Raw genomic sequence first — 12,748 nt, 5'->3', positions numbered from 1 at the left:
CCCTGCGCCCCCACCTTCAGACCCCCGGCATCCCCATCGGCGACGCCCAGCGTCTGCGGGACCTGGAGGTGTCGTAAAACCCATTCGCTTGGGTTTTATGCTAGTATCTTTTGCATGCCAACCGTATTGCGCCTTGATGGCCTGCGAGTCGTGATTTATCCGGCAGATCACAGACCCGCCCATGTGCATGTCATTGGCGCTCAAGGAGAGGCCGTGTTCTTGCTTGGGTGCTCGAATGGATTCACCGAGCTCAGAGAGAACCATGGTTTTCCCACCCATGAAATCAAGCGGATCAGTAAATTGCTGGATGACCACACTGAAGCCCTCTGCAAGCAGTGGAGACGTATTCATGGCGATGACTGAGCTAGACATCGAGCAGGCAAACTCTCGCATGGAGAACCTGCGGCAATCCGGCCACGCTGTTGCGGCCCGCTACGATCAACAGCGGGATAGAGTCATCATTTCCTTGCAGACCGGCGTCGAAATCACCTTTCCACCCTCTCTGGCTGAAGGGTTATCCGGTGCCACGGCACAGGAACTGGAGATCATCGAGATCACACCCTCCGGCCTTGGACTGCACTGGCCGCATCTGGATGCGGATGTCTATGTGCCCTCCATTCTGCAGGGAATATTCGGCTCACGTCGCTGGATGGCCCGTCAGCTCGGCGCTCAGGGAGGGAAAAACTGCAGCGACCGTAAGGCCGCGGCCTCAAGGGAGAACGGCAAGCTTGGCGGACGTCCTCGCAAGCAGGCCTGACCCAATTGCCCCCTCTCGCCCCCCGCATCACCATCGCCGGTGCCAGCGGCTTCATCGGTACCGCCCTGTGCCGTGAACTGGCCCGGGACTACCCGGTCACCGCCCTCACCCGATCCCAGGCCCGCGCCCAAACACCCGATCCCGACACCCGGATCACCTGGCGACACTGCGATCTCTACAACCTGGCCGAACTCACCCACGCCCTCAAGGGCTGCGACTACGCCGTCTACCTGGTCCATTCCCTGGCCCCCTCGTCACGCCTCACCCAGGCCGCCCCCAGGGACATGGATCTCATACTGGCCGACAACTTCGCCCGCGCCGCCGCCGCCAACGGCGTCAGACAGATCATCTTCGTCAGCGGCCTCATGCCCGACACCTTCCGCATCTCCACCCTGCTCTGGAGCCGCCGGGAAGTGGAAATGGCCCTCACCGCCCACGGCGTCCCCGTCACCATCCTGCGCGCCGGACTGGTAGTCGGCCCCGGCGGCTCCGCCTGCCGGCTCATGGTGGAACTGGTGCGCCGGATCGGCATCATCACCCTGCCCCCCAACGCTCGCACCCGTACCCGGCCCATCGCCCTGGCGGACCTCATCCGGGCCATCCGTCACACCCTGGGCAAACCGGAACAGTTCCGAGGCCACTACGACCTCGGCGGCCCCGACTGCATCAGCTACGAGGACATGCTCCGGACCACGGCACGACTGCTGGGCCTCAAACGCCACTTCCTCACCCTGCCTTGGCTGCCCAACCCCATCATTGCCCAGGGCGCCCGCTGGATCACCGGCGCCCCCACCGACCTGGTGGCCCCCGTCATGGAAAGCCTGCCCCGGGACACCCGGCTCAAGGACAATCCAGTCCAACGGTTCATCGACCCGGGCGCCATTCCCTTCGAACAGGCCCTGAACGACGCCCTGGACCACCGCCGCAAACGCCTGCTGCCCAATCCCCGGCAACCCATCCACCAAAAGACCCGGGCCGCGCTCAGACAGGCCAGCCGGGTACGCTCCATCCAGCGCATCATCCAGCCCCCCGGCCAGGACGCCGCCTGGGTGGCCGGCAACTACTTCCGCTGGCTGGGCGACTGCTGCCGGCCCTTGGTGGATACCACGGTCCTCTCCGACCCGCACACCGGCGAAGATACCGGCTACCAGGTCCACCTACGCCCCGGTGGACTCATGCTGCTACAACTGGAACGGGACATGCGGGCCGCCGGCACAAAGGATCGAGAGATCCATCGCATCACCGGCGGGCTGCTGGCAAGAAAGGGAGCACAACGGGGGAGATTCGAGTTTCAGAGCGTCCTGGGCGGACGCTACACCATGGCGGCCATTCACGACTTTGCGCCGTCACTGCCCTGGTATCTGTACCTGTGGAGCCAGGCCGTGGCTCACCTGCTGGTCATGCGGCGCTATCAGCGGCATCTGGCAAGGTTGGCGCGGTGACGCAATAATCCCACCATGACCTCCGTAATCGACTCAAGGAAATTGAAAAACTGAGGGGCAAAACAAAGCAGATGGAAGCCAACCTGTACGTGGAAATCATCAAATGGACCCTGGGCGCCCTGCTGGCTCAGACCGCCCTCATCCTGGGCGGGATACGGTTCATCCTCGGCTAACCGTGACCTACCTTCTCGTATAGGCGCGTCCCCGAAACCCCCTTGCGCATCTGGCGTAATTCATCCGCCAGCCCATCCCTCGCCGCCTCCATCAGCGGGACCATCTGATCATCCATGGCCCGGATTCGCTTGAGTCGCGCCACCACCCGTTCAGCCTCATCCCCGCTGATATCCGTGCGCCGGGAGTGGGCATCCAGCTCAGCCGCCAGTGCCAGACGACGCTCCTCACTGGACAGAAGACGATCCCAGTCGGATGCACGTGCCCAGCCCAGCCGTGCTTCAGTCAACGCCTCCAGTTCCGCCGCCACCAGGCCGGCTTCACCTGAATGCACATCGGAGGAGGAAATCCCCATCATGCCTTGCCCTCCACCGATTCATCATTCCCCCCTTCCCTGGCAACCCCTGCATCACCCGTACCGGACACAACCTGCTCCCGGGCCGCTGCCGCCGCCGGGTCCTGACGCACCTCAAGGGGAATCGACTTCCAGGATTGCCGCAATCCCGCCAGCAGCTTGCCCACTTCATCAATCACTTCCACATCATCCTTGGCATTGGCACTCACCAGACGACGCTGCATGTAGTCATATAAATCATCAAGGTTTTGGGCGACCTCCCCTCCCTTTTCCAGATCAAGACCCGCCCGCAATCCACCGATGATGTCAAAGGCCTTGCCGATCAGCTTGATCTTGGCGGCCCGGTCCCCCCTCAACACCGCCCCACGGGCCTGTGCAAGACGGTCAATACCGCCATCAAACAGCATCTCGATCAGTCGGTAAGGGTCCGAAAAAGCCGCACCGGCAGCACCCACCTGCTGATACTGATTAACACCCTTGTGCATGCCCGGATAAGTCATCACTACACTCCAAAGGAACCTTTAACGAGGTTATCGGCAACCATAAACCTAACTGTAGGGGCCTGCCCGACGCGGAACCTACGAACGGGCTGAATCCGCCACACCCATTCAGTTCCTGACCAGGATCGCCATGTAGGCCATGGACAACAACCCCTTCTCTCCCATCTGATCATAGATCTTCTTCAGGAACTGTGGATTGTGTTCCACCGCCTTGACGAACTTCTGGATCACCGTCACCACATGGGACTCGGCAAACTGATCCTTGTACAACCCGGCCTGTCCCACCAGCAGCATCTTGATCACCGCATACTGCACCGCCATCATGGCAAAGGCGTCCATAGGGGTCTTTCGATTCATGGGGAACAGGTTACCGAACACATGGTTCACCAGATAGTTTTCCAGAATGTACTCCCGCTGCCCCATGAAAGGCTCGTACCATTCCCTGCACACGGCCTGATAGCGTCGGGCATTGTCCTCGTCGGTATCCTCCGAATTGAAGCCGATCCCCACCAGCGACTGCACGAACAGCGTCAGCAGATCCTTCGCCCCGCCGGCGGCCACCTTCTGGGTCAGCACCTCCTTGGCCAGCTTCATCTGCAGGGTGGCATCCTCCACGATCTGATCCAGGGAACCGCTCAGGCTGTTGTCCACCACCATATTGGTGTACTGCGCAATCTCTGCCGGAATCCCGTTCGCCTGCCCCTCCGCCAGCAATTTTTGCACCTTGTCGAAGAAGATGCCCAGAATCACCAGCCGCTTCCAGAGAGGCAGATCCCGGGTCTTGAGCACCTGGACGGTAAAACTGCGTAGATCAAAGAAATGGGCCACTTCCGGCCGTTTGTCCCGACCCGTGTAGGGATTAAGGGCGGTATAGAACATCTCCCGTCCCTTCAGGTCCAGATCCACCTCCACAAAGGTCATGCTGTCCGGGTCCAGCAACGCCAGCTCCGCCGCCAGCGGGCAGGAAAAGCTCAGGGAACGTTCCAGCGGATGACCGATGATCTCGTTGGTCAGGCGGGGATACAGCATGCACACATCGCACAGGTAATCCGGCCCCAGCCGGGCCTGCAGACTGCACATGCGGTCGTCCGTCAAAAAGGCACACTGGTTCTTCTGACGGTCCTGCAACAGCTTGCCGAAGGTATTCTTGTTGGGCTGCTTGCGATTGCGCTTGATGTACTTGTCCACCACCGGCTTGATCACAGGGTCCGTCACCTTTTTAAGGCGCCGGTAATGCAGCTCATCCACATGGATGGTCCAGGTCCCCAGACAGCAGTTATCCGGGCAACGCTGCCCATCACAGCGAAACCGCTGGACATATTCCGGGACAATGGCCTTCTGCATCAATAATCTCCTGGCAGTGATCGGGGGCAACCGCCCCCCTTGAAAGGATATCCGGTCATATTGCCTCAAGAGCAGACCGCTCAGCCACCACCCCGTCAGCAAGCGCCGCGCCCCTTACTTGCTGCGCTGCTTCATCATGCTGTTGAACTGGGCCATCTGGTTCTCAAGAAAGGTGCTGGTCTGGTTCATCTGCGCCACCACCTGATCCATGGCGGTGAACTGGGCGATCAGCCGTGCTTCGGTCCGCTCCATGCGCACATCCAGCTGCGTGCGCTGATCCGCCAGCCCGCGCAGGCTTTCCTGAAGGGTATCGGTGCGGGTGTTGATGATGCTGTCCCGACCGGTGAATTCTTCCACGATGGCACCGAGCCGACCGGCAATCCCGTTCTGCTCGTGAGTGAACAGATCCACAACCCCATTCCAGTTGCCGGCAATCTGCTCATCCAGCTTGAAAATATCCAACCCCAGGGAACCATCCCGCTGGGTGCTGATACCGATCTCGCCCAGTGAACGGATACCGCCGGCCTCGGAGCCCCCCATGCCGCTCACTACCTGAGCCAGTCGGGACTGCACGATCCGGAGGGTGGAATCACCGTTCAGCGGACCACTGACGCGGGTATCGGGATTATAGGCACCCAGTTCACTAAAATGCCCCAGCAGGGTATTGTAGGCCTCCACGAAGCCCTCAATGGCCTCCCGTGCCGCACCCTGAGACTCCGTCACCGACACACGGCTCGTCCCCAGATCCTGCAGGGTCATGCGCACGCCGTCGATCACGTCATCGAAATTGTTGTTGCTGCGCCGCACCTGCATGCCGTCCACCAGGGCCAGCGCATCCTGCCCCGCCCGCAACTGGGCAAAGCCGCCGCTGACCGGAGGATCATCCCCCGACAGGGCCGAGGCATCGAAAGCCAGTTCATTGAGCAGTGCCGAGGTGGGCACCGCGTTTTCCACCTCGATGCGGCTGATGGCGCTCTCCGCCCCACTGCGATTGGACGTGATGATCAGGCGCTGTCCGTTGTCACCATCATCCACCACCGAGGCCCGCAGATGGGAAGACTGCCGGTTGATCTCCTTTTGCAGGGATTCCAGGGTGGTGGTGGCCGATTCCAGCCGGATCACCTCCTGCTTGCCATCGGCCAGGGTGATGCGCAGATCCCCGGAACCCAACTGGGTATTGGCGGTGAAGTTATCGCCGAACAGACCGGCCCGGGTAGTCAGGCGCTGGGCCTGGGCCAGTTGCTGCACCTCAACATCGTAAGTGCCCGCCGGGGCATCCCGGCTGGCCGCCACATCCAGCACCGAGTCATTGCCGGCCCGGGCCGTCACGGTACGGAAATCCGCCGGCTTGCTCAGGGCCTCAAGGGCCTTGTTGAAGTCGGCCAGGGCGCTCTTGAGCTGCCCGAAACCGGACAGGCTGGCCTCCAGCCGTTCTTCCCGCTGATCCAGTCGCCGATCGGCGGGGGCCCGCTCCGCCGCCACCAGTTGATCCACCAGCCCCCGCACATCAATGCCGGAACCGATTCCCAATGAGCTGATTGTCGCCATCATGCACCTCCAATGCGGGCCGCCGCCCATCGTTCAGTTGCCGGGGTCGCATGGTCGGCTCGGTCAGCCTCGACGGCCATGACACCCCATCATTCACATATCCATAAATCAAGCATGTTACATGCCATCATGCCCGTTCCTTGAACAGCAGACCCCGCACCTCCTCCAGATGGGCCGCTATGGCCAGTAACTCATCGGGCGGAAACTGCCGGATCAGTTCTTCCGTTTCGGAATCAAACACCTTGATCACCGTGCGGCCGGTATCTTCATCCACGGAAAACTCCAGATCCCGTCGTACCGTTTGGATAAAATCATTGATGCGGTCCACGGCATCTTCCACCTGCCGGGATGAGGCCTCTCCACCGGCGGCACGCACCGCGGGGGCACTACCGGCGCCGCCGGCGGTGGCCGGTTCCGGCAAGGGGTTGCCGGATGCCGGCTGTCTCACCGGCGATACATCACCACCACGCCCCCCTCTGTCCGGCATGGACAAGGGGGGGGGTAAAGGACTGAGCTGAGAGGTTTCCATCGGCTTCTCCTGATCGACCCTCAAGAGCACAAAGGCCCGGGTGACGGTTGCCACCCGGGCCTTTGTATTCTAGCTGACTACATGCTCCCGGGCGTTACTGGAGCAGGGCCAGTACGCTATTGGGTATCTGGTTGGCCTGGGCCAGCACGGTGGTACCCGCCTGTTGCAGGATCTGGGCACGGGTCAGTTCGGCGGTTTCCGCCGCAAAGTCCGCATCCCGAATCCGGCTGTTGGCGGCGCTCAGGTTCTCGGAACCCACCCGCAGGTTAGAGATGGCGGCCTCGAACCGGTTCTGGATGGCACCCAATTCACCCCGCAGGCTGTTCACCTGATCCAGTGCATAGTCGGCCACCAGCAGGGTGCGGTTGGCGTCTTCCAGGGTGGCAACCGAGAACTGGTCCGCAAGCACCGTATTGTCCTCGGCAGTGGCGGCGATATCCCTGTTGATCTCTACACTGGCCACCTTAACATCCAGCTTGGCGTCAAAGTCAGTGCCCCGCTCGGATGAGAAGAAGATATCCTGACCATTGGCGGAAAGACTGGCCTTGACGCCGGTTTCTCCAGAACGCTGATTAATGCCATTGACAACATCGGTCAGACTTCTGGCGTCCTTGATCTCAAAGCCTTCCCCATTGATCTCCGCAGTAAATGTTGCGGTATTACCCTTGCCAAGGTAATCGCTAAGACTTTCAATGGTAGCCCCTGCCACATCCTTATTCACAAAGACCTGATTGGTTCCATCGGTGACTGCCGAAAAATCGATCTCAACGGCGGATCTCTCAAAGTTTGTGATCTTGAGATTACCACCCAGAATTTCAACATTTGCATTAACACCAAGGTCTTTCAATCCAGTCTGAACCGCAGCAGCCAGATCGACCCCCGTGCTGCCTTGAGGAAGGTCGATGTCAAAGGTACCAACACCTGTGACCGCCACCGAGCCCTTAACACCCGTAGTGATATCGGCAGTAGTGGCATTCGTATAGTCAAAATTGACGGAGGTTCCTGTAATCGTGGCGGCAGTAATTCCCGTTGTCACGTCAATATTAGTCGCGCCAGAAGTACCCGATATCTTGAAGCTACCGCTTTCAGTGGTAGTATTGACCAGCTTGAATGCGTTAGTCCCCTCAAACGTAACCGCTATATTCTCGGCACCTTCAATATCGGCGAAGGCCGCCCGGAACTGATCTTGAAGGAAAGTCTTAAGAGCAGTCCCACCATCTGCACCAGTTGCACTTGTGGTATCGGTGTAACCGACGGTGACGGTCCTGTCACCCAAAGTCATCTCAACGGTAAAATCAACAGCATTTGTACTGCCCTTAAGCGTATCCCCACCAAAACTTGCCGCAGTTTGATTATTTGTAGCATTAACCGTTGCTGCGCCCACATTGGTGGCTGCGCCGGCGAGAGCTACAGCAGCACCCGCACTAAGGTCTGAAGAAATATTCACCTTATCTTCAGTTTTGTTGATGATTTCAATCGACTGATTGAATGAATTAACCTTAACTTCGTAGTCGTCAAGATTGAGCACCGCGTCATTTTTGATGGCAGTCTCAATACTACTTCCTACCAACCTGACAGCCTCAGCCGGATCAGTCAAGGCGGAAGTTGCCACATCAAGAGACAATACCCGATTCCCGATTTTCAATTGACCTGTCAGGTCCGTCGTAACCAAATCAACGGAACTGAAGTCCAGCTTGGCGCCGCTAAACTGCAGCTCATCTGAAACGTGTTCTGCGCCCAAGCTGACGCCAGCCGCGCTGCGTGTATCAACAATCACTGCTCCCAACTGATTGCCACGGGAATCCACGCCGCCTACGTTGATGGTCTGGCCCGCGTTGGCACCTACCTGGAAGGTCAGGTTACCCAATGCTCCGTCCAGGATATTCTTGCCGTTGAACTGGGAAGTCGAGGCGATACGGTTGATTTCCGACACGGCCTGGCGCACTTCGTTATTCAGGGATTCACGGTCCGAGGCGGTGTTGGTTTCGTTGGCGGACTGCACTGCCAGTTCGCGGATGCGCTGCAACTGGTTGCTGATCTCCCCCAGAGCGCCTTCGGCGGTCTGGGCGTAGCTGATGCCGTCATTGGCATTGCGCACTGCCTGGTTCATGCCCCGGATCTGGGCGCTGAAGCGTTCACTGATGGCCAGACCGGCGGCATCGTCCTTGGCGCTGTTGATGCGCAGACCGGAGGACAGGCGCTGCAGGGAGTTCTGCAGCATGTTCTGTGAGCTGGTGAGGTTACGCTGTGCATTCAGCGACATCACATTGGTGTTGATGACTGACATGGCCGTTCTCCTTGCTACTGATGGGGCCTTCTGCCGCCCCTGGATCGGAAGTTGCCGGAAGCGCCTTTCGTCGATCAGGTCTGCTCCCTCAGACCCGTTATCGGCCCCCCTGCGGCAAGCTTTAGCCTGAAGCGGCAAAAATTTTCCGCCCGATTACCGTCCAAATCCGTATTCCCCCTGCAAAACATTGAAAGAGCGGCAAAACACAACCGTCGAAGTGCCGTTTGCCGCCCACCCATTGCCGACACCCGGCATTTTTTCGCCGCCGAACGGCGATGCCATGCCGATAAGCCCCTCTTGCCATCAGCCACCCTTCCTCCTTTCCCGTCTCACTCCCGCCGCTTACCTCACCTTCAGTCCCACCATCGCCCACGCCGTCATTCCCGCGAAAGCGGGAGTCCAGGAGAGCCGCCACACCCCCTCCTGGATTCCCGCCTGCGCGGGAATGACGACCACTTAATCTTTATGAAACCCATTACAGGCTTGGAACGCCGCGCCCCCACCATCAACCACCTGATCACCAATGCCCGACTGACAACGAGTTGGGGCTGATCAGGGAAATTGATCAACTACGAGGCGAAACGAAGAAGATTGAAGCCAACCGGCGCATGGACATGGGGCAATTGCGCGGTGAAACCCGGCAGATGGAAGGCGGGCTGAAGAAGGAAATCGAACATCTGCGCAGTGAAACCAGGCAGATGGAAACCATCCTCCGGGCCGAAATCATATCCGGCAGAAGGTAGGTTGAGCTCATCAAGTGGACCTTGGGCATCCGCTGGCCCAAACCACGCTGATCGTGGTGATCACCGTTCGCGCTTTACGCAAACGAAAAAAAACCGGGCAGACCACCGAAAGGTGCTGCCCGGTCCCTACCGCCGCTCAGAGGTAGGTCCTGCCTATTTTAGCCCTGCAGTAACTGCAGCACGCTCTGCGGCAACTGGTTGGCCTGCGCCAAAACCGAGGTGCCAGCCTGCTGCAGGATCTGGCCCCGGGTGAGGGCCGCCGTCTCAGCGGCAAAATCCGCATCCTGAATGCGCGAGCGGGAAGCCGTCAGGTTTTCCGATCCCACCGCGAGGTTGGAAATGGTGGCTTCAAAGCGGTTCTGGATAGCACCCAGGGTGGCGCGGAAACCGCTGACCTGTTGCAACGCATAATCCATGATAAGGATGGCTTCATCGGCTCCGTCCAGGGTCCGGATATTGACATCCTTCAGCGTCTTTTCATTGACTTCCATGGCCTTGGCACCCGCATCAATATCTGTCTGCTGAGTGCTGTAATTCACGGCGGGCCCACCTTCCGGAGTCAGGTTTGGCGTTCTCAGGCTGAAATGAATCTCCTCACCCCGTTCACTGGTCAGTACAATATCTTCATTGAGCGCGTTCAGGTTGGCCCGCACACCAGTTTCCACGGTACGTCTGTTGATCTGCGACAACAGATCCGACATGGAGTGGGCCTCTTCCACAGAGAATTTAACCCCATTGATTTCCACATCGAAATGCACCGTCTCACCGGCCTCAAACCACTGGGCCAGGGTGTTGGCATCGGGGACATCGACGCGCGTCTGGGTATAGGTGCCGTCGAGGCTGCCATAGTCTTGAGCGGCGAAGTTACCGATGACAATATCAGCCAGGGTGTTGTTCTGGAATTCAATCTGACCACCAGTAACAACCGCAGTGAGACCAATGCTTTCAGCCTTCAGGGCGTTATTGATGGCCTTGGCCAAGTCGTTGACGGTCTGGCCGGTGCCGGCCGGGAGCTGGAAGGTCACTTTTTGACCATCAACTTCAAAGGAACCGGCAACGCCGGTATCATAAAAAAGGTCTGTAAAATCAACACCAGTGATGCCTATTGCTGTCCCAGCAGTTACCGCTGAGTTCAGCGACTCATTCATGATGGCGGAGTCACCATTATTGTCCAGAATGCTAATCTGGATATCGAATGGCAGACCTGTGTTATTGGTGAAAGTCAGGGGGCTTGCAGGACCAGCTGCTGCTGTAACCGAAAACTCATCAGGGTCAAGCCATGGGAAACCTGTCAATGTGCTCAGATGGTTTCGTATTGATTTTTGTATTTCAGTAGCAAGGTCGTCATAATCTCCGATGGCCGTGATATCAGCCAGATTCACCGGAACTTGCACGGACTGGCCGTTAATGGTCATGGTGATGGATTTTAAATCATTTTCGGCAATAGCTGTCACATCGAAGTCAAACGTTGCGGGTGTTGACACCCCTTTGAGAGCAGTATCCGTACCAGCCTGTGTCACCGTCGTCGCAATCGGATCACCCGCCGAATCCCGCAGATTGAAATCGATCTCCAGACGCGCTCCCGTGGCATTGGTGAACACCAGCTCATCACCGTTCACCTCCAGACTGACCTTGTCGGGCAACTGGCCGGAGGCATTGATCTGGGCGGCGATTTCGTTCACCAGCCCTTCGGGGGTGGCCGTTGCGAGTGTAGGAATGCTGATGTTGACTTCCTCGCCACCGATCTGCACGGTGCCGCTGATGGGCAGTTCACTCACATCCAGGCTGCCGAACCCGCCGAACCTCACCTCGGAGTTCTCGTTTCTTACCAGCGTACTGGAAAGCCCCTCCGTGCGGGCAAACATGGCCCCCAGTTGGCTGCCGCGGCTGTCAATGCCACCCGCGCTGATGGTCTGACCGGAGTTGGCGCCCACCTGGAAGATAAGCCTGTCCAGAGTCCCATCCAGCACATTCTGGCCATTGAACTGGGTTGTGCTGGCGATTCGGTTGATCTCCGCGATGGCCTGCTGAACTTCCTGGTCCAGAGCTATGCGGTCGGATGCCGAGTTGGTGGCATTGGCCGACTGAACCGCCAGCTGGCGCACACGCTGCATCAGGTTGCTGATCTCTCCCAACGCACCTTCCGTGGTCTGCGCGTAGCTGATGCCGTCATTGGCGTTGCGGATGGCCTGGTTCATGCCGTTGATCTGAGAACTGAAGCGCTCGGAAATGGCCAGACCGGCGGCATCATCCTTGGCGCTGTTGATGCGCAGCCCGGAAGACAGGCGCTGCAGGGCCACCTGCAACTGACCCTGGCTGTTGGTGAGATTGCGTTGGGCATTCAGTGATGCGATGTTTGTGTTGATGACCTGAGACATGGCTTGACTCCCTCAGTATTTAGCGGCGGTAGGTAACCCTGTGCGCATGCCGCGGATTTTGGATACGCGTCGTGCGCGCTCACAAAACTCAAAGCAGAAGCCATGCCAATTTTAAAAAATCAAAAAAATCAATTATTTGCTGTTTATTTTCCCGTTTTTTCGATTTCACGAAAGTCTTTTCAAGCCCAGAGATTGCCGTATGCGGCAAGCCCATTCCGCTCTGGGAGTCACGTCTATCACTTTATTTTGAACATCCATTTTCACTCCGGCAGGATGTTGTGAGTGGATCATTCCGGCGCAAGCGGGAATCCAGTGAAGCGGCCACGGGCAATGGCTCATCAATATCGTCACTCCCGCGAAGGCGGGAGTGACGATAGGGGAGCGGGGAGCAGCGAATGGAGTGAAGAACTGGAGCGACGAGCAGAAAACGGAAAGCGGGGAGCGAGCAGTCATTGGTTACGCTGTATTCTCGGGCAAACCTGCTCCCTAGGTGGAGGGTCCAGTCACAGACTCAACACATCGAATGCCACGATCTGCCTCTGTTCCCTGGAGAACTCCACGCCGATGAGGTGGATGGGCTTGCCCTGCCCCCGGTACTTGTCGGCGTAGCCCTTGTCCTTGAGCTGCTGCAGCGCCCTGCCCTCCGGCACCTGCTCCACCACCTTGAACTCGAACAGATAAATGTGGCCATTGA

At 58.6% G+C, this 12,748-nt stretch carries 11 protein-coding genes and 3 pseudogenes; 4 read left to right on the top strand and 10 right to left on the bottom strand.

Features of this window, described 5'->3' with window-relative positions:
• The first annotated feature begins 114 nt into the window (after positions 1-114).
• Genes CKO35_RS16770 through CKO35_RS16760 form a run of 3 tightly spaced genes read left to right on the top strand, consistent with a single transcriptional unit; the run spans position 115 to position 2,199 of the window.
• The gene (locus tag CKO35_RS16770) at positions 115-363 is read left to right on the top strand and encodes a DUF4160 domain-containing protein (RefSeq protein ID WP_200177258.1); all 249 of its coding nucleotides are present in this window, start codon (positions 115-117) and stop codon (positions 361-363) included.
• Entirely contained in the window at positions 350-757 is a 408-nt protein-coding gene (locus tag CKO35_RS16765) for a DUF2442 domain-containing protein (RefSeq protein WP_242467324.1), read from the top strand. Before CKO35_RS16770 ends, CKO35_RS16765 begins: the two co-directional genes overlap by 14 nt.
• A 5-nt stretch (positions 758-762) precedes the next feature.
• On the top strand, positions 763-2,199 hold the full coding sequence (locus CKO35_RS16760; RefSeq protein WP_242467321.1) for an NAD(P)H-binding protein: 1,437 nt from the start codon (positions 763-765) through the stop codon (positions 2,197-2,199).
• A gap of 169 nt (positions 2,200-2,368) precedes the next feature.
• Here CKO35_RS16760 and CKO35_RS16755 read toward each other — a convergent pair whose 3' ends face one another.
• From CKO35_RS16755 to CKO35_RS18570, 7 genes and pseudogenes are all read right to left on the bottom strand, one after another.
• The gene (locus tag CKO35_RS16755) at positions 2,369-2,728 is read right to left on the bottom strand and encodes a flagellar protein FliT (protein WP_200177257.1); all 360 of its coding nucleotides are present in this window, start codon (positions 2,726-2,728) and stop codon (positions 2,369-2,371) included.
• Positions 2,725-3,225: a flagellar export chaperone FliS gene (gene fliS, locus CKO35_RS16750; protein ID WP_200177256.1), complete on the bottom strand. Its 501-nt coding sequence runs from the start codon at positions 3,223-3,225 to the stop codon at positions 2,725-2,727. Before fliS ends, CKO35_RS16755 begins: the two co-directional genes overlap by 4 nt.
• A gap of 108 nt (positions 3,226-3,333) precedes the next feature.
• Complete coding sequence (gene fliB / locus CKO35_RS16745) at positions 3,334-4,569, bottom strand: flagellin lysine-N-methylase (RefSeq protein WP_200177255.1); 1,236 nt, start codon at positions 4,567-4,569, stop codon at positions 3,334-3,336.
• Between the two features lie 114 nt (positions 4,570-4,683).
• Entirely contained in the window at positions 4,684-6,117 is a 1,434-nt protein-coding gene (gene fliD, locus CKO35_RS16740) for a flagellar filament capping protein FliD (protein ID WP_200177254.1), read from the bottom strand.
• Positions 6,118-6,244: 127 nt separating this feature from the next.
• Positions 6,245-6,646, bottom strand: a complete 402-nt coding sequence (locus tag CKO35_RS16735; RefSeq protein WP_242467319.1) for a flagellar protein FlaG — start codon at positions 6,644-6,646, stop codon at positions 6,245-6,247.
• Positions 6,647-6,740: 94 nt separating this feature from the next.
• A complete protein-coding gene (locus CKO35_RS18575; RefSeq protein ID WP_200177260.1) occupies positions 6,741-7,928 on the bottom strand; it encodes a flagellin in 1,188 nt (395 codons plus the stop codon).
• Between the two features lie 491 nt (positions 7,929-8,419).
• Positions 8,420-8,933: pseudogene (locus CKO35_RS18570) on the bottom strand (flagellin N-terminal helical domain-containing protein); the annotation flags it as partial.
• Between the two features lie 542 nt (positions 8,934-9,475).
• On the opposite strand from CKO35_RS18570, the gene CKO35_RS16720 reads away from it, so the two are divergent.
• Positions 9,476-9,676, top strand: coding sequence for a hypothetical protein (locus CKO35_RS16720; protein WP_200177253.1), 201 nt, complete (start codon positions 9,476-9,478; stop codon positions 9,674-9,676).
• Positions 9,677-9,834: 158 nt separating this feature from the next.
• On the opposite strand, the pseudogene CKO35_RS18565 reads toward CKO35_RS16720, so the two are convergent.
• From CKO35_RS18565 to CKO35_RS16705, 3 genes and pseudogenes are all read right to left on the bottom strand, one after another.
• Positions 9,835-10,092, bottom strand: a pseudogene (locus CKO35_RS18565) (flagellin); the annotation flags it as partial.
• 1,448 nt (positions 10,093-11,540) lie between these two features.
• Positions 11,541-12,054: pseudogene (locus CKO35_RS18560) on the bottom strand (flagellin N-terminal helical domain-containing protein); the annotation flags it as partial.
• A 503-nt stretch (positions 12,055-12,557) separates the two neighbouring features.
• A partial coding sequence (locus tag CKO35_RS16705) for a PD-(D/E)XK nuclease domain-containing protein (protein ID WP_200177252.1) occupies positions 12,558-12,748 on the bottom strand: 191 nt, incomplete at its 5' end.

This window comes from Ectothiorhodospira shaposhnikovii (assembly GCF_016584105.1).
In the GTDB taxonomy this organism is placed as follows: Bacteria; Pseudomonadota; Gammaproteobacteria; order Ectothiorhodospirales; family Ectothiorhodospiraceae; genus Ectothiorhodospira; species Ectothiorhodospira shaposhnikovii.
The sequence above is the reverse complement of the archived record's forward strand: the minus strand, read 5'-3'. Positions and strand labels throughout refer to the sequence as shown.

What these genes read in the sequence shown, in the direction of transcription:
- CKO35_RS16770 (WP_200177258.1), top strand. Translation starts at nt 115, where the DNA reads ATGCCAACCGTATTGCGCCTTGATGGCCTGCGAGTCGTGATTTATCCG.
- CKO35_RS16735 (WP_242467319.1), bottom strand. Translation starts at nt 6,646, where the DNA reads ATGGAAACCTCTCAGCTCAGTCCTTTACCCCCCCCCTTGTCCATGCCG.
- fliB (WP_200177255.1), bottom strand. Translation starts at nt 4,569, where the DNA reads ATGCAGAAGGCCATTGTCCCGGAATATGTCCAGCGGTTTCGCTGTGAT.
- fliD (WP_200177254.1), bottom strand. Translation starts at nt 6,117, where the DNA reads ATGGCGACAATCAGCTCATTGGGAATCGGTTCCGGCATTGATGTGCGG.
- CKO35_RS16765 (WP_242467324.1), top strand. Translation starts at nt 350, where the DNA reads ATGGCGATGACTGAGCTAGACATCGAGCAGGCAAACTCTCGCATGGAG.
- CKO35_RS16755 (WP_200177257.1), bottom strand. Translation starts at nt 2,728, where the DNA reads ATGATGGGGATTTCCTCCTCCGATGTGCATTCAGGTGAAGCCGGCCTG.
- fliS (WP_200177256.1), bottom strand. Translation starts at nt 3,225, where the DNA reads ATGACTTATCCGGGCATGCACAAGGGTGTTAATCAGTATCAGCAGGTG.
- CKO35_RS18575 (WP_200177260.1), bottom strand. Translation starts at nt 7,928, where the DNA reads ATGACTTTGGGTGACAGGACCGTCACCGTCGGTTACACCGATACCACA.